Here is a 21,913-nt window from a genome sequence, read left to right as displayed (position 1 = left end):
TTATTCATCATGCTTTTCTACGCCTTTTACTGGTATCTGGAACCAAAATTCAGAGCCCTCATTCTCAACACTGTTCACGCCGATCTGTCCACCATGTCTATGAATGATCTCTGCACAAATGTAAAGTCCCAATCCTAAGCCCGAAAACATAGCTGAAGCAGCATCAACTCTGAAAAACCTGTCAAATACATTTTCAATATTTTCTTGCGGAATGCCAATTCCAAAATCTTTCACTGTAAACCTTATATCTTCCCCAACCAATTCAGTGTATACAATCGCAGTTCTTCTTTTAGGGGAATATTTAATTGCATTAGATAAGAAGTTGTTAACTACCTGCTCGATTCTGTGCTGATCACCATATAGTTGAATATCATCAATGTGGTTAATGATAATTTCATAATCTTCCGTATGCCTGATATCGTCAATGCACTCCTCTAATGCCGTTTTAATATTAAATTTCGCATAATTAAACTGCATTTTCCCTGCCTGTATTTTCGTTACATCCAGCAAATCATTGACCAGAGATGTTAAATTACCTATCTGCTTTTCTGCCTTTCCAAGCAAGGTCAGCATTTGACTATTCTGCTGAGATTTCTCTGCAAATCGCAAGGCAAGCTGCAAGAACCCTTTGATACTGGTAATCGGAGTTTTCAACTCATGACTTGCAATACTCATGAATTCATCTTTTTTGTGCATCAGGTCTTTGGTAGTTTGTTGCGCTTTAAGCAAATCTGTCACGTCAAAACCAAAGAATGCAATTCCATCAACCTGACCATGAGCAGTATAAACAGGAATAAAAGTAAAATCAAACCAATGCTCTGCTACCCCATAACCGGGGTGCCTATATTTGATATTAAAAGATTTGGCAATATGAGTCTCCCCGGTTCTCAAAACTTCCTGTTCAATTTCAGCTATAGGTGAGCCTACATACTTAGGATGTGCAACAGCCGAAGCTTGCCCAATAAAATCTTCCGCTCCTACAAATTCATTAAACTTATTGTTTGTAAATTCATAAACCAGGTCTTTACCCCTGCGGATCGTAATCAATGCAGGCGCATTTTTGAAAATCCTGTAAAATTCTTCCTGCTGATCCTTAACCTGACGCTGTAGTTCAGCTCTTTTCTGTTCAGCTATTTTTTGCTCAGTGATATCAATAATATAAGTAACAGATTCAGCTCCATTACCTAACAATGCAGAACCGATCATCACAAAAATCCGGCTTCCATCTTTACAGATGTATTCTTTTTCATAAGGTGGGCAAACTCCTTCGGTTTTCAATCTGGAAATAGCCTCTTCAGTAACCTGGTTATACTCAGGTGGTGTAATTTTAGTCCAGTCCAATCCGCCGGACAAGTCCTCCTTACAATAACCAATCATCCGCAGAAATACATCATTCGCATCTGCAATCAACCCGGTATCAATATTTGAAAACATCATTCCAATCATATTTGAATGAAATACTTTTTCAAATTTCTCTTCGCTCGAAGTCAGTTTTGCCTCAGTTTCAATTAATTTGGTCACATCGACCATTGATCCGACCATCCGGTAAGGTGTATCAAAATCATCGTGCATAATTGATCCACGATCCAGAATGACGGCATAAGTTCCATCGTCCTTCCTTACCCTATATTGTGCAGACCACTGTTTTTTACTCGTATTGATTGCTTCATAAACACTATCTTGTACAACCTTTCTGTCTTCAGGATGTATTTTCTCAAACCAGAACCCGATATTGCTATTCTCTCCAGTAGACTCATAACCGAACATGAAGTTAAAATTATCGCTCCTCCACATCGTATTCTGAACAAGGCTCCAATCCCAGATCGTATCATTGGTTGCTCTTGAAACCTGGCTAAACCTTTCTTCACTTTCAGAAAGTTCCTTAGTACGTTCCGCAACCTTAATTTCCAGTTCCGTATTCAGGCTTTTTAAACTCTCTCTGGCAATAATAAGTTCATTATAATTCTTCTTTAGCCTGTCTTCAGCAGCCTTCTGATCTGTAATATCAGACAGGGTAGCCACAAAACCATCCGACATTTTTACAGCAACAATTTTATACCATCTGCTAGCTGCGTCCTGAAATTCGGTTTCTATATTTTTTCCCTTTTCTACAAGGTTTATATATTTAGTAAACAAACTTCCCTGAATTAATTCAGGAAGCTGTTTGACCAGTAGTGCATTCTCCAGTTCAATCTTATCTTTTTGGAGCAGTTTTAAAGCAGAATCATTGAACGATGTACATCTAAAATCAACAATAATCCCCTCTTTATTCCGGACAGTTGTAAAGGCGAGAATACCGTTTAAACTCGCATTAAAAACACCGGAAATAATATTATTCAACTCCGTAATATGTGTAATATCTACAAAAGTGATTACAGCCCCATCCCTCTTTTTATCCTTACGGATATAAGGCATGATCCGCATCAAACTTCTTTTGCCATTTTTAAGTGTCACCTCTTTTTCGATGACCGCACCACCAGCCAAAACTGAATTTACTTCTGTAATCAGATTTTCAGCAATCAGGTTAGTCGAAATCTGTACAAAAGAACGCCCAATATCTGCTTCAATCATATTAATGATATGAATAGCAGCTGCATTAAATTTACGGATGTAAAGGTTTGAGTCCAGAAACACCTGGCCAATATCTGTACTCCTGAAATAATTATCCAGGTCATCATTCAGCTCAACCAGCTCTTTAATCTTTATCTGGTGTTCGGTATTCAGCGTATAAAGCTCTTCGTTTAATGATTGTAATTCTTCATTTCCTGACTGTAATTCCTCATTCGCAGAAAGTAATTCCTCATTGGTAGACTGGAGTTCTTCATTAGTAGTCTCCATTTCTTCCATAGCCAGTTGAAGGTTGCTTCTGCTCTCATTCAGCTCTGCTTCCAGTTCAAATACATACTCATCATACTGTACTGAAGATGGTGGAGCACCATTGGTCTCCTCTTTATCAGGAATCACGTCAGCTGGATGCGCTGTAAAAGCAAGCATGATATACCCAGCTTCATCGGGCGGTTGAATCGCAATATTAAGCAGTGAGGGCTTTTCTTCCCTATTAATCCGAAGCTTATTTAAATATACCGGCGTATTTTCTTTCCATACCTTTCTTAGCGCGGTATTTAAGACAACAGCAATTTCTTTAGGCACCATTTTCAGAATATTTAATTCTATTTTCTGATCTGGTAAGGATAAAAAGTTCTTGTAATTTCCTATTACTTCTTTAATAATATATCCCTTATCAATAAATATCCCCGCATAACCAAGCTCATCTATTATAAATTTATTGAAGCGTTTCTCTATTGGAGTCTGAGCTGGTTCAGGAATGTTTTTTCCATTTTTATCTTCTGAGTTCAGTAACCTTCCAGAAGTATTATAGGTATTAAATGAAGAGTAATTGATCGCGCCGGATTTCTGATAGATCTTCCACTTGTCGGTAGTTTCGGAAACTCCTCCTTTTAAAATATGAGCAGTTTCACTAGAACCCAGAAATAAATACCCACCCTTGTTTAATGAAAAATGCAAAGTAGAAAGTACCTTCTCCTGCAATGTCTTGTTCATGTAAATCAGCATGTTCCGGCAAGTCACCAGATCATTTTTAATAAACGGTGGTGATTTAATGACATCATGTTTTACAAAAACCAGTTGTTTTCTGATGACAGGGCTTACACTATAAAATTCACCTTCCTGAATAAAATACTTTTTAAGCAGTGCAGGTGGTATTTCTTTTTTGATGTTTGCCGGATATCGGTTTTTGGAAGCTATTTCTATAGCCTTATGATCAATATCAGTTGCGAAAATTTTAACATCTAATGTTTTCCCTGCTTTCTCCAGGCATTCATTGATCAAAATAGCAATAGAATAGGCTTCCTGACCTGTACTACAGGCACAAACCCATACTTTCAGAACTTCCCTTTCATTCTTATTACTGATAATATCTGGTAAGACCTTATTTTTCAGAAACTCAAAATGATCTGTATCTCTGAAAAACTTAGTTACCCCAATTAAAAAGTCCTGGCCAAGTATTTTTACTTCGTCGATATTCTCTCTTAAAAACCGGATGTAACTTTCCAGCGTATGGATGCCATTCTCATTCATGCGGCGTCCAATCCGCCTGATGATCGTGGGTGTTTTATATAAATCGAAATTATTACCACTCTGGTCATGTACCATTTTAAAGATGGCATCCAGCATACTTTCATCTACATTGTTATGATCAAGCACCGTTAATGGATCTTCATTGACGTGATTAAGCAATTCCTGGAACATTTGAGCAGGTGAGAGAATATAATCTGCCTCTCCTAATGAAATCGCACTATTAGGCATACCATCGAACTTAGCCGTGGCCGGGTCCTGCACAAGCACCATTCCTCCATTTTCTTTGATACTTTGAATCCCTTTAGTACCATCAGTTCCGGTACCCGAAAGAATAATAGCGATAGCCTTTTCTTTTTTGTCTTTGGCCAGGGTATGCAGGAACACATCTACCGCCATATTAGGCGCTTTAATTTTAGATTTATCGGCAAGTTTTAAACGGCCTTTACTTACCGTCATCAATTTATTATTGGGAATAATGTAGACAAACCCCTGCTGTATCAACATATTATGGGCCGCCTCAACAACCTGCATTTGTGTATGCTTGGAAACTAATTCTACCAATAAACTTTTATGGTCTGAAGAGAGATGCTGAATCACAACAAATGCAAAATCTGAACTTTGAGGCATGTTATCAAAAAACTCATGTATAGCCTCCAAACCGCCCGCAGAGGCGCCTATAGCGACAATATATTGCGCTTCTTCTCTTGAATAACTGTGCTCTTGCTGATCCCGCATATCGGTCTTCCTTTGTATTTTTAGCTTTTCTATTGTTGTGCTTGTTTAATGGTAAATTCGAACAGGAAGCTCCTTAAAGATTCTGCAACCTCCAGTTCATTTTTGGTCCAGGGTAAAGCCTGCTGTTCAACCGTTTGTTTCCATAACTCAAATGAAGTTCTGGGATGATACTTTTTACCATCAGCAGTGAAATTGATCGCCTGATTAGGATCTCCTCCCCATTCGATATTTCTGATGGCCTCTGGCCTGAAACAGACCAGAAAATCACCTGTGGCCTGAGCAATTGGGATGAAGAGTACGCCACTAACTATAGTTGAATATTCAGCCGCATCCTCGTATACATCAGCTAATGAGCTCGTTGAATATATAGTATTTAAATTTCTACTTTCCAGCCATTGCATTAAATTATATAAATCAGTTTTATCCGGAATATTCCCTTTCGTTTCTGATCTGCCATTTACCCTGATGAAAACTCCCGACGCATTGAACAACTGAAGGATATCGCTGGAATCATCCCTTAGAAGACCCGCAGCAATATCATCGTGGGCATAAATCTGATCAGCTAATGCAACACGCTTTTCCTGAATTTGTTTAATATTTATATAATCTTGTTTGTTGATGATCAATGAAATTCTGGTTGAAATCACTTCAGAAAGCCATTCAAATATAGAGCATAACTCATAGCTCAGATATTTGGGTTCTACGTGATGGCAAGAGATCAAACCCCATAAAGTCTCATTGTAAATCACCCGGATTGACATGGAAGCTTTCACCTTCATGTTCTTCATATATTCCAGATGAACTTTCGCAACTCCTCTCAGGTTACAGTCAGAAAGATCTATAAATGCATTCGTAACCGGGTTGATTACAGGGTATAACCTGATCGCTTCGTAATCCCGGTTAGCTATTAACCGGTAAGGATTCTTCAAATACATTTTTCTGGCCTGTTTAGGTACATCAGAAGCAGGAAATGTTTGTCCAAGATAACGATCCAAACGCTCATCTTTTTCTTCCGCTATCACAGTACCATTCCAGTCACTATCAAACTGATACATTAAAATCCCATCAAATCCAGCCAATTTACGCAGTTCATGAATAGCGATATTACAAACTTCCTGTACACTATCAGCCTGATCAATGGCCGTACTGATATATTTTATTTCCTGGTAGACATCAGCGAAACTTCTGTTTAGGCTTTCTTCCTGTTTTTCAAGTTCAATAATGATATAATCTGCTTCAACGTGTAGCAAGGCAAGAAACAAATTTGTTCCCTGTTGTTCACGAAAATGAAGATAAAGAGGTACTCTTTTGGCCAGACCTTTTTGTAATAATCCTACTATTTTAAGAACATCCTGTTGCTGGATAAAATCCGCTAGCGGATTATTGATCAGCTCATCAGTTCTTTTACCCGTCAACTGAGCCACATTTTCACTTAACTGTATAATATTCAAATTCTTGTCAACAATCAATAGATAGCCGTAATCTTGTATAGAGTTGATATGGTGTAAGGGCAAACTCCCGCAGAAGTCAGAATCAAAGTTTTTTTTATCGGTCATCTTGAATTAAAAATCAGAGGTTAATTACACCTTGAGCAAGGTAAAGTATTTTATGTGTCTTTTTTCCTCCTCCAAATAATATACCAATTCCAATTTTTACTTTAGAATTTTTAAAGTTTCAATTGTAAGCGGTCCATATAAAAATCACTATTTTAGCCGCCATACAAAGACCATTATGATCAGTTCAATCATCAAAGAGGCTACCATGCCTGCACATCAAAAACTGGAAAAAGAAGTTATTTTAAAACTTAAAGCGATCCGCAGCGACGAAGATTACACAGCCCTTCTTAAAAATTTCAATGACTATTTTAGTGCACTTGAAAATGCCATAACGCCTTATATTACACCAGAAATACTTTCAGATTTCCCGCAAAGAAGGAACTCTGCTTATATCAAAAGAGACATTATAGAGCTGGGTGGAGATGCTACCGCCGCAAAAGGAATTGAAGTCCCTGAAATTAAAAATGCTTTGGACGCAATGGCGGCCTTATATGTAATGGAAGGTTCTATTATGGGTGGTAAAATTATCGTACAAATGCTGGCTAAAGGCGGGGTTACTAAAGGAGTATCTTTCTTTTCAGGCTATGGTGAAGAAACTGGCAGCATGTGGGGGAAATTTGTACAGGCTTTAGATCAGACTGGCAAAAATGACGACGATGAAAAAAGAGCGGTTGAAGTAGCCAATGAAACTTTCAATTGCTTCGCAAAAGTATTTCAACCTGTTTTGGTAAAATAACTCAATGCGTTGTCACAGTGCGGAATAACATTCACAATATATATTCATGCTTTCTCAGGCAACAGATTTTTAGTCTGAGCAGCAGGAATATTCTGGATTTAAGGTAATGATCGGCTTGATTATTGAAGTGGCGAAAATAAATTTAATCAATCAATAATTTAATGATACACATTCTTAAACATTCCGCAGCCAAATTAGCTATTGCCGCCACCCTTATTTTATTGCTACAATCCTGTAGTGAAACCGCAGACAAGTTTTTTGGTATTGCGGTGTTAAACACAAATTTCATATCCAGATTTGCAACCCCGGCAATGGCGAAAGAAATCAATGGGCAGACCATTGAATATCCGGATATCCCTTCTTCGAAGAAAAAAGGTGATGAAGCTGTTACCTCTGTTAACTATCAAATACTATATATAGAGAAATGTCTGAAGGACATCAAAGCCCTAAGCGCAAGCGGTGAAAGAAAAGTAATTCAGGATCAGGCAATTGCATTGTATGAATACGTACTGCCAGTTTATAAAAATGAATATACTGCTTATGCTAAATTATGTGATGTAAAGGGTCCGCAGGAACAAAAAGATAAGCTGATTAAGGCTATCGAAGAAAAATACAACACTGAATTTGAGAAGAAGTACTCCATTTTATTAGAAAATGGTAAAGCATTCGCAGAAGAAAATAACCTGAACGTGAAATGGTAGTGGAATTTTACAGGAACAGAAAGAAATCAATTAATTTATTATTGATATTATCAGGCATACTGGTTGTCTTGCTGCTCATACTGCTCTATAGCAGTGGACTGATTTCTGACATAATTATTGCCAAAGGTGTTGCTTTTTCTTCTATCGGCAGTTTAATACTGGCCATTATCATTATTAAAACGCTGATCTCTTTAAAAGATAAGTCTCCTTTAATTGTGCTGAGTCCAGAAGGGATCACCGCTAAGGTTACCGCAGTGAGCAAAGCCGCAGGTTTAATCTTTTGGAAAGATATCGCTGACATACAGCTTCACAAAGTTGGAGGGGATACACTGGTTACACTACTTATTAATAATCCTGAACCGTATGCTGCTAATATTCGAAAAAAACTGAGTGCAATGGCTTTGGATAAAGATCAGGATTTGCAAATTTACATGACTGCTTCGGTACTTGATATCAACGCAGGAGAACTTTTCGATCAGGTTATTGCCTATAGGGCCCAGCTAAATCCAGGAGCTGCTTCACTGTAAAAAAATGGTAGTTCTTGAATGGTTAATTTTTAAATGGTTAATTCTTGAATAGTTAATTCTTGAATGGTTAATCTCGAATAGTTAATTCTTGAATGGCTAATCTTGAATAGCATACCACTCCTTAAATATAAAGGGGCATTCCTTTATGATGCCTCTTTATTAAAAATAAAAAACAGTGTCATGACTACGTTGCTGTAACTAATTCCAGTTTATTTACTCTTATGGAAGGAACGCCCAATTAATCCGCATCCTTAAATAGCACAAAGACAATCAATGAAAAGGTATTTTATTCAATTTCTAATCTTTGCGACTGCTGGTTCAGCTTTTGCACAGAAAAGTGGCTCTAACTACCGGTACAGCCTTAATTTAAACAATGTGACCGACGACAGGTTGCAGGTAACGCTGATTACGCCAAAATTAAAAAGCAGCGAAACCGTCTTCCACCTTCCCAAAATGGTTCCCGGCACCTATGCAATTGCTGATTATGGACGTTATATTTCAGAACTGAAAGCCTTTGATCAAAAAGGTAATACTTTAAAAACGGACCGGACAGATTCAAACTCCTGGAAAATCTCTAATGCAGAGAAGCTAACAAAAATCACTTATCTGGTAGATGACAGCTGGGATAGCCCGGAAATTAAAGGAGCAGAAATATTTCAGCCTGCAGGAACGAACATAGATAAAGATAAATTATTCGTGATTAATAACTTCGGATTCTTTGGCTATTTTGATGATCAGAAAAGTATACCTTTCGAGATTACGATCACTAAACCAGCAGACTTTTATGGTTCAACTTCTTTGAAAGCGAATCATATCAATGCAACTACTGATAAATATGATGTTCCTGATTATTACAGCCTGGCAGATGCACCGATGATGTACAACAAGCCAGATACAACTTCATTAAATATAGGAGGTGCCGAAATTTTAGTATCTCTTTATTCGCCTAACAATAAGGCGAATTCAGCAGACCTGGCCAAAGGACTTAAGCCAACATTAGAAGCTCAGATGGCCTACCTTGGCGGAAAATTACCAGTTGACAAATATGCTTTCATCATTGCTTTAACAGACAATACAAAAATAAGAAGTTATGGTGCTTTAGAGCATTCTTATTCTTCGCTGTATTTCCTTCCAGAATACTTTACTGCGGCTAAATTGGCGGAGAATATCAAAAATGCAGGATCTCATGAATTTTTTCATATCGTAACCCCGCTGAGTATCCATAGCCATGAAGTCGGAGAATTTGATTACGATCATCCCAAAATGTCTGCGCATCTATGGATGTACGAAGGACTCACAGAATACGCTGCACATCATATGCAAGTAAAATATGGATTGATAGACTTCAAACAATATCTTAAAGTTCAGAATGATAAGTTAGATCATGCAATGCGTTATAATGATACATTGGCATTCACTAAAATGTCCAAAGGTGTTTTAGATACTTATGAAAGTCAGTATGGAAACGTTTATGAAAAGGGAGCGTTGATAGGCCTGTGCCTTGACATTAAACTCAGACAGTTGTCAAATGGAAAATACGGCACACAAAACCTGATGGCCGACTTATCAAAAACATATGGTAAAACAAAATCCTTTAATGATGATGAGTTATTTGCAACAATTACCAAACTGACCTATCCTGAAATCGGTGAGTTCTTAAACACTTACGTTTCCGGCTCAGCGAAACTTCCTTACAAAGAGGTTTTCGCCGCGATAGGTGTAGATTTCGAACCAGTTATTACTATTAAAAAAGCTGACCTGGGTAAAATGGGTGTGGGTTATAACGGCAAAAACTTTTTCGTAGCTGATATCACCAAAATGGATGATTTCGGTAAAAGGATGGGTTATCAGAAAGGTGATGAACTGGTAAGCATCAATGGAAAAAACTTACCTGATGCTTCTGAAGTTAACGAGTTCCTGAATAATTTACGTGAAAACTTAAAGGTAGGTGATCAGCTTACCATTGTAGTTTCAAGGAAAGATGCGACTGGCAAAGCCAACGAAGTTACCCTAAGCCAGCCTGTAGAAGTCCGGGAAGAAAAGAAATACAATGTGCTGAAAGAATTTCCAGAATTGACAGCTGCACAAAAAGAATTAAGAAGAGCATGGCTGGATACCAGTTCAAAATAGTTTGTGCTGCTACATCGCAAAATCAATTCACTAACGATACTTATTAAACTAAAACAGGCAGGCATAGAAAACGCCTGCCTGTTTTAGTTTAATTTAACTTCTTTTAACTTATTGTTATATAATATTATAAAATAATACACCCAACTTAGTGATAAGTTATTATATATATGAAGAAACTATTATTTTCCTTAGTGTTCCTGCTTGGAGCAAACCTGGTCTTTGGGCAACAATTTATTCTTAAGGGCGTCACCTCCGACAAGCAAAACAACACGCTTCCTTTTACCAGCATTTATATCCAGGGCACAACTAAAGGTACTTCTGCCAATACCAACGGGGAATATCAGCTTAAACTGGAAAAAGGACATTACACTTTAGTCTTTAAAGCAGTAGGTTATAACCAGCTGATCAAACAAATAGACATCAGCGCAGATATGAACCTTCAGATTATCATGGACGCTGAAGTATACCAGCTTAAGGACGTGGTGATCAAAGCGAATTCAGAAGATCCTGCCTATGAAATTATCAGAAATGCAATAAAAAAAAGGAAGCAGCATCTCACTGAAGTTCAAGCGTTTTCTTGTGACACTTATATCAAAGGCGTAACTAAACTTAGAAATGCACCTAAGAAATTTATGGGCAGAAACGTACAGGAAGATCTTAAAACATAGGATTGGACTCAGGTAAAAGAGGGATACTTTATCTTTCTGAGTCAGTTTCTAAATTCAACTTTCAGCAGCCAGGTAAAATCAATGAAGAAATGATTTCTTCAAAAGTGAGTGGGAACAGTAATGGGTTCAGTTTTAACCAGGCTACAGATTTTTTGATTAGCTTTTATAAAAACACTGTTGATATCAAAGAATTGAGCAACGTGGGTTTTGTATCGCCTATAGCCGATAACGCTATGCTATTCTACCGCTATAAATTTATAGGAACGTTTAGAGAAGGAAACAACTGGATCAATAAGATACAGGTAATATCCCGCCGTAAATACGATCAGGTATTCAATGGATATATTTATATCATTGACGACAGCTGGCGCATTCATAGCACAGACCTCGCTATCACTAATAATTCAATTATTGAAGGTATTGACACCCTGCATATTAAACAACAATTTATTCCTGTTCATCAAGATAAATGGATGCTGGCCAGTCAGCGTTACGATTACACAGGCGGTCTGCTGGGCTTCAAATTTATGGGCACCTATACAGGCGTTTTCAACAATTATAATATTGAACCCAATTTCCCGCCCAGGTTTTTCACTAACAGGGTTATGAAAGTCAATGCCGACGCTAATAAAAAAGATTCCACCTATTGGGCAGGTGTGCGACCAATGTTGCTGACTCCGGATGAACGCCGGGATTATGTAAAAAAAGACAGTATCAAATTGGTTCGGAATTCTGATAAATACCGGGATTCAATTGATAGAAAAGAGAATAAATTTAAGCCCTTAAAAGCGTTGTTTTTAGGCTATAACCATCAAAATACCAGAGAAAAGGAACACTGGGGAATAAGCGGACCACTTTTTAATATCAATTATAATACTGTAGAGGGCTGGGTCTATAATCCGAAGATAACCTATAGGAAAACGTTGAAAGACAGTACATCTTTAGTGACACAACTGATTCCACGTTATGGCTTTGAGAATAAGAAACTAACAGCAAATGCTAATCTGACTTACAGATATGATCCTAAACGCAATGCTTACGCTGGAATTCGCGGGGGAACAAGCTATGCAGATTTTAATACAAACTACGACGCGATCCCTGCTCTGTTTAATACAATCAGTACCTTATTTGATAAAAACAACATCTTAAAGTTGTACAAAAAAGATTTTGTGAATATCAGTTCGGGCAGGGAACTGAGTAATGGATTATATCTTTCTGGTAGCCTGGAATATGCCAACAGAACTCCTTTGCTGAACACCTCTTTCAGAACAATTAAAAACTTTCCGGATAAAGAGTTCACCGCAAATAACCCATACCCTACTTATGGTAATGATTACGCTTTTGTAACAAACAAAGCACTCACCCTGGGTTTAACCCTGAATATTACCTTTGCTCAAAGCTACATTGAACGGCCGGATTTCAAGATCAGACAGGGTTCTGTCTATCCGAAACTACAACTGGATTACCGTAAAGGAATAAAAGGCCTGTTGAACTCAGCTATAGACTATGACTATGCAGGCGCCCGTGTCTATGATACCAACAAGAGGTTAGGCATGATTGGTACTTTCAAATACAGTGTAGCAGCCGGTAAATTCCTCAACAGAGACAAAATGTATTATATGGATTTCAAGCATTTTGCGGGTAGTAATATCGTAGTCTACACGCAGTTTACCGATGGCTTCATGCTGCTTAGCCCTTATGAATTCAGTACAGGGAAAGAATTCCTGGAAGGACATTTTGAACATAATTTTGGCGGCCTTTTCCTGAGTAAGATCCCATTGTTTAAGCAATTAAAATTACAGGAAGTTGCCGGTGTAAATTACCTGACTTCCGACGTGATCAAAAATTATACAGAAGTTTATATAGGTGTGCAGCGATTCGGGTTAAGACTGAACTTTGTTAAAGCTTTTAATTATGATAATGTGAGTGCTTCAAAAGAGAATCAAAGTACAACAGGATTCAGAATATCGGCAGGATTCTAAAAAAGAGGCCGTATTGAGACACACTACCCCTAAATAGTGTCTAACTGTCAGGAGTTTATGTTATTCTCAATAAAGCCTCTTTTTTATTTAAATGCCAAAGGATCAGGCCTGTTTTTTCGCATTCTGAAATCAGCAAACATATTCTTTTCATCAATCATGAAATACAGATTGTTGGACATCAGAAAATCCAGTTCCTTACCCGAAGTTATCCCAAAAGAATGTCCGGGCCAGATCATTGTATTTCTGGGAAAATAATTCTTAAAAAACTGGACTGAATTATAAAGCGCATCAATATCATCGATCCCGCACTCCCCTACACCTTCAATGAAAACAGTATCACCGGTAAAACAATGCAGACCAATTTGATAACAGGTACTTCCTGAAGTATGTCCGGGTGTCAGTACCGGAATAATCGTTAAATTAGCTATAACCAGCTCTTCCAAATGATATACCGGCTGCAAATTCGGACAGCTAAAATTATAATCCCTGATTTCGGTTGCGGACATATATACCGGAACCTCATGCCTGATTGCAAAAGTGGAAGCCAGGTCTACATGATCCTGATGAGAATGTGTTAAAAGCACTCCCTTTAATACAATCTGATGCGCTGTCAAAAAATCATTAATTACCTGGTAATCCCATGCCGGATCAACCAATACGCCTGTTTTGCCCTCATGAATCAAGTAACATTGATTTTTCATTTTCCCTTCAGCAACGCGGAAAAGTTTCACTTCCATAACATCCTTTTATTTAGTTCGTAAACTGCATTTCACTCAGGTTTCTGTACAGCCCACCACTCACATCAATCAGTTCATGGTGCGTGCCTTCCTCTACAATTTGCCCCTGGTGAAGCACTATAATCTTATCGGCTTGCCTTACCGTGGCCAGACGATGTGCAATCACAATAGATGTACGTCCTTCCATTAATTTATCCAGTGCATCCTGCACTAGTCTTTCGGATTCTGAATCCAGCGCCGATGTTGCTTCATCGAGTATTAAAATACGCGGGGCTTTGAGTACTGCACGCGCAATCGCAATACGCTGACGCTGTCCGCCGGAAAGCTGTATGCCCCGTTCCCCTACAACAGTATCCAGTCCTAATGGAAATCTTTGAATAAATTCCCAGGCATTTGCCTTTTCTGCAGCAGCAATAATTTCATCCTGGGAAGCACCTTTTCTGCCATAGCCAATGTTATCTCCAATGGTACCGCCAAAAAGGAAAACGTCTTGCGGAACAACTGCAATTTGCGCTCTCAATTCGGATAAAGGAATATCCGCACTGTCCCTTCCATCGAAGAATACACCGCCCTTCGAAGGATTATATAACCTCAGTAATAAGGATACAATCGTACTCTTACCGGCACCACTTGAACCTACAATAGCAACTTTCTGATTCGCTGAGGCCTCAAAAGATACCCCTTGCAACACATTAATATCTTCCCTTGTAGGATAATGAAAATGAATATCACGGAAGGCAATCGTTCCATGAAGCTGATTTTCAGGAGCAATACTCTTGAAATCGGTCAGTTCCTCCACCGGTTCTTCCAATAACTCAAAAAGATGGGTAGTGGCCCCGATGCTTTTCTGCAATGAAGTATATACCTCCGCCAAACCCGAAATTGAAGTAGCAATGAATATAGAATACAATAAGAATGAAATAAGTTCACCAGAAGCAACTCCTGTAGTTACTCCGCGCCAGATTACAGCGACCAGAGTTCCAAACATACCGATGATCACAAAAGAATTAAATAAACCTTTGTATTTACCGCCTTTCATCCCTAATCTGGCCATTTCGTTTGTATGTGCACGATAGCGGCCAATTTCAAAAAATTCACTAACGAAAGCCTTCACACTGAAAATCCCCTGTAAGGTTTCTTCGACAACAGTATTGGATAGTGCAACTTTATCCTGTACCTGCATTGCATATTTATTCAGGAATTGTCCGAATAATTCTCCAACAATCATCATCACTGGTAATAACAGCAGCATGAAAATAGTCAGTTCAAACGAAGTGAGCATCAATAAAACCAATCCGCCAATAATAATGACCGACTGCCTCACCAGTTCAGCTAATGTAGTATTGAATATTTCCTGTAACAGTGTAATATCAGCCGAAATTCTGCTGCTCATTTCTCCTACTCTTTTGTGCAGGAAAACATGCATAGGCATTTTAATCAGGTGGCTATATACAGTCTGGCGTAATGCAGCCAGTGTTTTTTCAGTAACATTCACAAATAAGACTACTCTGAAAAAAGAAAAGATAGCCTGTAAAACAAGAATAACGATCAGCAGCCAGCCAATATAGGTAGTTTTGCCCGACTCAATTCCCTGTTTTCCGCCATCAATCAATTGTCCGAGTAATTTTGGCAGCGCCAGGCCAGATACACTGGCAACCATCAGCAGAAAAAGTCCCAAACTAAATTCCAGCCAGTACGGCTTTACATAATGAAATAACCGCAATAACGGTTTAAGAGAGTTATTCTTGACACTTTTAACTTTAACAATTGTCGGATTTTGCATTTAGAGAGCTTTGTATTTAAATTACGCAGTTATAGCCCGCATTACGGCGGGCTATAACTATAAAATTCATAAACGATTGGTGATTAGTCCGGCAATGCGAAACCCATGTTTTTATGCAATGCTTCCCGGTAATAGTACCCTCCTACTGCAATATCAAAAATGGCCATCCCCATTGGGTTGAACATGACAACATCAGTTGCCTCTCTTTTATCTAAAATACTTTTGTTCACGATTTCCGCAATTGAAAAGGTATCGTTTTCCAAAAGTCCTTTTTGCTTGTGCATATTTTCAATATCGGTGTTCTGTCTGCAAACCTCTTCCCAGTTATCCACGATAATGATATCCATAAAGTCTTTCATAGCTACTGTATAATCCCTCAGAGACACATTAAGCTGTAAAGAACCTTTTTTAGGAGAAAGATTAATATAAGGTGCATCAGATACAGTGCAGGTAATAAATATATCAGCATCCTGATAACATTCTTCCCAGCTTGACACGATAAATGTTTGTGCTGCAATTTCATCGTCAATATAATTGACATCAATCGGATTCAGGTCATGGATCAGTACCTTATCAATATCAGCGTCCAGAATTGAAGTGATCATTCGCAGGTGCATCTGACCAATCGGGCCAAAACCATTGATGCCAACAATTAATTTACGGTCACTGTTAAGACTATTCATGAACTCTTTTACCACTAACCCGGATACGGCAGCTGTTCTGATTGCACTGATTGTCGCCGTGTTAATAATACAGCGCGGAATTCCCGAATCATGTTCATTCAAAATGGTAACGGAATTTGCTCTTAATTTATCTTTGTAAATATTATCAGGGAAACTTGCAATCCATTTGATACCTGCCCATGGATTCTCTCCACCGATGTAAGCTGGCATAGCAATAATTCTGTTTTTAGGGTCTCCGAATCTTAAATAGGGTTTAATTGGCTGTGAATAGTCGTTGGCATGCAGCTGCACTACTGCGTCTTTAATTACTGAGGTTAATTGTTCCCAATTAAAACCGATCTCTTTAATATTATTGGCATTCAGATATAACATGATTTCTATTTTACAGCTTAAAAATTGATGGAAAGGACTTCTTCGTTTAACTTGGCAGCCAGTTGTGTACCCCACTCCTGGTTATAAATTGTATCTAAATAAGTATGGCCTTTATCCGGGAAAATTAACAGAGAAGTGGCCTTGGTATCGCTATCATTGAACCTGAAATAGTTTTTGGCAGCCAGATAAACAGCGCCTGAAGAAGCACCTGCAAAAATTGCCTGTTCATTCAGCAGTTCATTACAACCTCTGATAATACTCATTTGAGAAACAATGACTACATCATCAATAATTGCGTTTTCCATAATCGGAGGCACCTGACTTGCGCCTATTCCCGAGATATAACGTTTAACAGGTTTGTCACTGAAAATAACTGAACCTTCTACGTCTACTCCTACAATTTTCACTTCTGGTCTTCTCCTTTTGATATAATCAGAAATGCCGGTAATTGCTCCGCTGGAACTTACCGCAACGAAAATATAGTCCAGACGATCAAAAGAGGAGAGTATTTCTTCTCCCAGACCATAGTATCCCTTATAGTTATTAGGGTCACTATACTGATCGGCGATAAAAGAATCCGGTGTTCTTTCCTGTAATTCATTCACGACATTGATCCTGGTCAGCAAGTACCCTCCGGTATGATCTCTTTCGGTAACTTTTACGACCTGATGAGACATCAGGTTCAATAAAGTCTCATAAGAGGAATTAATATTAGGATCGATTACCGGGATAAATCTTAGCTTAAGTCTTTTGCAGATAGAAGCGACCGCTATCGCAAGATTACCGGAACTGGACGCAATAATAGTCGTATGTTCCGTAATCTTTCCTGATTTAATACCATTATAAATAATGTTAAATGCAGCGCGGTCTTTTGAAGACCCGGAGAAGTTATTGTATTCTAACTTTGCAAAGAGATTGGCTTCGTTATTTTTGAGTTCAATAAGGGGTGTATTGCCTATAAAGGCAGCGAGTTTTCCTAGTTCGTTTAACATGGGTAGGTGAGCTAAAGATGAGAGATAGAATAATTTATAATTTGTTATAATGGTTCATAGTTATGGTACTATTTTATCCGCTTAATTATTTTTCTTAATAGAGTATAAAAGTTTGCCTTTTCACTACTGAAATTGAAAAAATAAAACAAATAAGACCATTGTTCCTCTGGAGAGTAACAGGTAAACTTCCTGCTCTTTGGTGATGGCCGATTTGATTTTATCAATCGCTTTATATATCGTATTGTAAACCGTATGGATAGAAACATTGTTATTGGCTGCTATTTCCTTATAAGATAAACCAAGGTAATATTTCTGATAAACCATGCGGCGCTGCTTTACGGCCAGCTGACCAACATGGTCTTTAACGATCCGCTGCACAGTACCATCCACACCATGCTGAATATATTCTTCTTCTACTGAGGGAGATAACTGTTCATCTTGTACATCCTGGACACTGTATAATTCATTAGGACTGATCAGTCTTTTTTTATATAACTTTCTTAAAAAGCAAGTAATAATATAAGTATGGAAGTCACTTACTTTTCCCAAAGACGATCTGTTCTCCCATAAGTACAGGAATACATCATTAATTGAATCTTTCACCACATCTGCCGAAAAGTATCTTTTATGCCCTATAAAGCTTAGATAATGGTGATAATGAGAATATATAGTATAAAAATCATCTTCACCTTTTGATTTTATAAAAGATTTCCAGCTATATTTTAAGTCACGTCCCTTTAATCCTGCCATATTATTAAACAATTGAATCTATTAATATATTTTATAAAGTAAAGCAACATACATTAATACATTATTAATTGAATAACTTATTATCATTAACAAAATATATCAGCAGGAACAAAAAACAGACAAATAAAGTAACACAAAGTGCAACCTGATTGTAATTTCACGGTCGCTGCCCTATAATCTTCTCTGCAATTCCACAGAAAAACCTCTATTCCCTCTTAACAGGCAATAAACCCTTTATTATCAATTAATTGTTCAACTTTACACTCATCAGCACAAACAGAATCAACTACTTACAGAATATTTATTTTTTTTATAACCATCCAGTAAATGCGTATTAACTCTAATTACTAAGAGATGCCTTAAAGTTAAATTATAAAAAATTAAATCTATTTATTATTACACCAATCGGCGATTGCCTTAGGTGAATAGCACAGGATTATTTTTTGAGGAAAATTGAATTTGAGTTGCTGATTACAGCAACTCATTCAGGTTATAAGCATTTCCAGCGGCTACAGACAAGTTGATCGATTTATTTCTGTACTTAACCTGACAGTCCCCCGATTTTTTAGCTTTTAATTGTGCCGAGATGAGTTTACCATTTTCCCATTGCATATCAATACGATATCCACCTCTGGCAATTAAGCCCTTAACCTGGCCTTTTTTCCATTCTACAGGAATAGCTGGCAAAAGCTCAATATATCCCTGGTGACTTTGCAGCAGCATTTCTGCAATCCCCGCTCCCCCACCAAAGTTTCCATCAATCTGGAATGGCGGATGTGCACAGAATAGATTCGCATAAGTACCACCACCATTCATTTTCACTTCTGCCCCATTACCGACAAAACGCAATAATTTCTTTAAGGCATCATAAGCCCGCTCGCCATTCTGCATTCTTGCCCATAAATTGATCCTCCAGGTAATTGCCCAACCAGTCCCCTCATTGGTACGGACAGTCAAAGATTTCCTGACTGCATCAGACAGCTCAGGATTTGCAGATGAGGTAATTGAATAACCCGGATAGGCGCCAAAAAGATGAGAAAGATGCCTGTGTTTGGGATCCTCATCCTTCCAGTCATGATACCATTCCTGCAAATTTCCCGCTTTGCCAACCTGATAGGGCAACATCTTATTTAAAGCGGTCTTAACTTGATTACGCACATCAGGATCTGCATTTAATAATTCACTTGCTTTCACATAATCATTGAATAACTCTCTGATAATAGCCAGATCGGCCGTACCACCATATAACAACGAGCCAACGTATCCGGATGGTGTGATATAATTATTTTCCGGCGAAGTAGAGGGGGCAGTAACTAAGCGCCCTTTTTTGTCTGCGACTAAAAAGTCCAGACAAAATTGTACTGCGCCTTTCATTAGCGGATAAGCCTGTTCTCTCAAATAAACTGCGTCTTGTGTAAAAGCATAATGTTCCCATAGATGGGTGGCCATCCAGTTACCGCCCATTGGCCAGTTTGCCCAGGCTGGAGAGCCTTTCCCGAAATCGCCAACTGGATTGGTAATCGCCCAGATGTCACTATTATGGTGCAAAACCCAACCATTTGCCCCGTAATAATTCCTGGCAGTAACCGCTCCGTTTTTAGCCAGGCGACCAATAAAATCAAGTAAAGGCTGGTGCATCTCTGGCAAGTTTGCAGTTTCTACTCCCCAGTAATTCATTTCCGCATTGATATTAGTTGTATAATTACTACTCCATGGCGGCTGAACCTTCTCATTCCAGATTCCCTGTAAATTAGTAGACTGCCCGCCTGGTCTTGATGAACTTATTAATAGATATCTGCTATATTGATAATATAAAGCAACTAATGCATTATCATTTTTACCAGCAGCAAAGGCATTTAACCGGTCCACAGTATTTAACTCTGCGCGGTCTTCATCACCCAAAGTAAGTTGTACACGATCATAATATTTTCTGAAATCCTGGGTGTGATTTTTTAAAAGGACTGCATAAGGGGCTGCTTTTTGCAAATAAGCCGCAGCTATTTTCAACTCATTTTTTCCACGGGTACCCGGATTGACATCAAATCCGTTATAACTTGTTGCCATGGAAAGCACAATAACTGCCTCACGCGCGCCCGAAATATGCAGCGTACTATCTTTCGCATTAAATTTACCGTCTGTTTTAAGCACTTTGACCTGCGCAGTAAAACGCATTCCATTCACTTCATCCCAAATCACTTCGTTCCCGTGATTAAGTGGAGAAACATGTACGGGTGAATGTCCGTTCATCGACAGGACTTTCCCATTTGAAGAAACTTTATGTTGCAACAGACTGTTTAAACGGCAGGTGAAATCAAGTTTATCTTTTCCACTGGCGGTAAACCTGACTACAACCAGCTGATCTGGATGAGAAACAAAAGTTTCCCTGGTATAAGTTGTTCCATTGAGCGTATAGCTTACTTTACTAATTGCATTTTGAATATCAAGTTCTCTTTTATAATCTGCAGGCTCTCCTTGTTGCTTAAAATCAAAAAATAAGTTTCCTAGCGGCGCGTAGGATTCCGAGAATTTGCCCTGCATAAAACGTACCAATGAATCTGCTTTTTTATAGTTCTCAGAGAATAAAGCATCTCTTACAGGCTTAAGATAGGTCTTTGCCTGAGGGTTCATGTCCGGATTAACAGGACCGCCTGCCCACAATGTGGCCTCATTTAAAGAAAAGCGTTCGGATTGTATGCCACCGTAAACCATAACTCCCAGTCTGCCATTTCCTAATGGCAATGCTTCTTCAAACTGGGTGGCAGGTTTAGTATAAATAAGTTTATGGTTATTCTGCTGTGCAGAGGTTTGAATTACAGTCAACAGAAGGCCGGCAAAAAAAAGGAGATTTTTCTTCATTTGATATATAGCTTTATTTGGTCAGGATAAAATAATGAAATAATCGGACATCCACATTTTACTTTATTAGCCAATGATTAAACTATATAGGCTATAAAAAACCTGTACCTAAACTGTTCCTTACAAAGTTTAGTAATTTAAATTCAAGCTTAATTTTTATTGCTTTGAGTTAAAAACCCAGCTGATCACATTAAATAAGCGATATACCTTAGCAAGTTAGTTATGAAGTAATTACAATTGATATGATCTGGATCATAAAATTTCAGAACGCTATCCGAAACTTACCATAGTCATCAGAACTTGCAGAATTAACTTGTCCATTATGTTTATACCACTCAATTTGAATAAATCAATTCATCAAGTTCAGGAATCAATAAAAAGAAATATCATTTGATAGTTATCTCTCTTCAAAGCCAGATGGGTGCTGAATGCCTAGCTAAAATGCAACCTGAATTTTCTAAACTCATAGAATTCTGAAGAAAATTAGCTAAAAATATGATTTGGTTCACCTGCTGTGTGATTAAGGGTGGGTTGCTTTTTACAGTATTGAATTTTTCAGAAAAACACTATTTATGTTAACAAAACAACATATATATGTAATAAAAAA

At 38.1% G+C, this 21,913-nt stretch carries 14 protein-coding genes; 6 read left to right on the top strand and 8 right to left on the bottom strand.

All coding sequences use genetic code 11. The features are described 5' to 3' along the window. Both ABIB30_RS21095 and ABIB30_RS21090 read right to left on the bottom strand, forming a co-directional pair. Positions 1-4,833, bottom strand: coding sequence for a chemotaxis protein CheB (locus tag ABIB30_RS21095; protein ID WP_354305028.1), 4,833 nt, complete (start codon positions 4,831-4,833; stop codon positions 1-3). 29 nt (positions 4,834-4,862) lie between these two features. Further along, entirely contained in the window at positions 4,863-6,389 is a 1,527-nt protein-coding gene (locus tag ABIB30_RS21090) for a GAF domain-containing protein (protein ID WP_354305027.1), read from the bottom strand. Positions 6,390-6,564: 175 nt separating this feature from the next. Between ABIB30_RS21090 and ABIB30_RS21085 the strand changes: the two genes are divergently transcribed. The 6 genes from ABIB30_RS21085 (at position 6,565) to ABIB30_RS21060 (ending at position 13,133) form a co-directional block, all read left to right on the top strand. Further along, complete coding sequence (locus ABIB30_RS21085) at positions 6,565-7,125, top strand: biliverdin-producing heme oxygenase (protein WP_354305026.1); 561 nt, start codon at positions 6,565-6,567, stop codon at positions 7,123-7,125. A gap of 161 nt (positions 7,126-7,286) precedes the next feature. Next, on the top strand, positions 7,287-7,826 hold the full coding sequence (locus ABIB30_RS21080; protein WP_354305025.1) for a hypothetical protein: 540 nt from the start codon (positions 7,287-7,289) through the stop codon (positions 7,824-7,826). After that, entirely contained in the window at positions 7,820-8,353 is a 534-nt protein-coding gene (locus ABIB30_RS21075; RefSeq protein ID WP_354305024.1) for an STM3941 family protein, read from the top strand. Before ABIB30_RS21080 ends, ABIB30_RS21075 begins: the two co-directional genes overlap by 7 nt. Positions 8,354-8,626: 273 nt before the next feature. Further along, the gene (locus ABIB30_RS21070; protein ID WP_354305023.1) at positions 8,627-10,483 is read left to right on the top strand and encodes a M61 family metallopeptidase; all 1,857 of its coding nucleotides are present in this window, start codon (positions 8,627-8,629) and stop codon (positions 10,481-10,483) included. A gap of 167 nt (positions 10,484-10,650) precedes the next feature. Continuing rightward, on the top strand, positions 10,651-11,151 hold the full coding sequence (locus ABIB30_RS21065) for a carboxypeptidase-like regulatory domain-containing protein (RefSeq protein WP_354305022.1): 501 nt from the start codon (positions 10,651-10,653) through the stop codon (positions 11,149-11,151). Positions 11,152-11,153: 2 nt separating this feature from the next. Then, positions 11,154-13,133 (top strand): DUF5686 family protein, encoded by a 1,980-nt coding sequence (locus tag ABIB30_RS21060; protein ID WP_354305021.1) that lies wholly within the window; start codon positions 11,154-11,156, stop codon positions 13,131-13,133. An 83-nt stretch (positions 13,134-13,216) separates the two neighbouring features. Here the strand turns inward: ABIB30_RS21060 and ABIB30_RS21055 are convergent, their stop codons facing one another. From ABIB30_RS21055 to ABIB30_RS21030, 6 genes are all read right to left on the bottom strand, one after another. Continuing rightward, positions 13,217-13,870 carry an MBL fold metallo-hydrolase gene (locus tag ABIB30_RS21055; RefSeq protein ID WP_354305020.1) on the bottom strand — a complete coding sequence of 218 codons (654 nt, stop codon included), beginning with the start codon at positions 13,868-13,870 and terminating at the stop codon, positions 13,217-13,219. Between the two features lie 13 nt (positions 13,871-13,883). Next, positions 13,884-15,653 (bottom strand): ABC transporter ATP-binding protein, encoded by a 1,770-nt coding sequence (locus ABIB30_RS21050; protein ID WP_354305019.1) that lies wholly within the window; start codon positions 15,651-15,653, stop codon positions 13,884-13,886. Between the two features lie 83 nt (positions 15,654-15,736). Next, positions 15,737-16,708 carry a hypothetical protein gene (locus tag ABIB30_RS21045; RefSeq protein WP_354305018.1) on the bottom strand — a complete coding sequence of 324 codons (972 nt, stop codon included), beginning with the start codon at positions 16,706-16,708 and terminating at the stop codon, positions 15,737-15,739. A 17-nt stretch (positions 16,709-16,725) separates the two neighbouring features. Then, positions 16,726-17,700, bottom strand: coding sequence for a 2,3-diaminopropionate biosynthesis protein SbnA (gene sbnA / locus ABIB30_RS21040; RefSeq protein WP_354305017.1), 975 nt, complete (start codon positions 17,698-17,700; stop codon positions 16,726-16,728). Positions 17,701-17,823: 123 nt separating this feature from the next. Next, positions 17,824-18,450, bottom strand: a complete 627-nt coding sequence (locus tag ABIB30_RS21035; protein WP_354305016.1) for an RNA polymerase sigma factor — start codon at positions 18,448-18,450, stop codon at positions 17,824-17,826. A 471-nt stretch (positions 18,451-18,921) separates the two neighbouring features. After that, entirely contained in the window at positions 18,922-21,306 is a 2,385-nt protein-coding gene (locus ABIB30_RS21030) for a glycoside hydrolase family 95 protein (protein ID WP_354305015.1), read from the bottom strand. Positions 21,307-21,913 lie beyond the last annotated feature (607 nt).

This window comes from Pedobacter sp. UYP1, from assembly GCF_040547305.1.
Lineage (GTDB): Bacteria > Bacteroidota > Bacteroidia > Sphingobacteriales > Sphingobacteriaceae > Pedobacter.
This window is presented reverse-complemented; position numbering and strand designations above follow the sequence as displayed.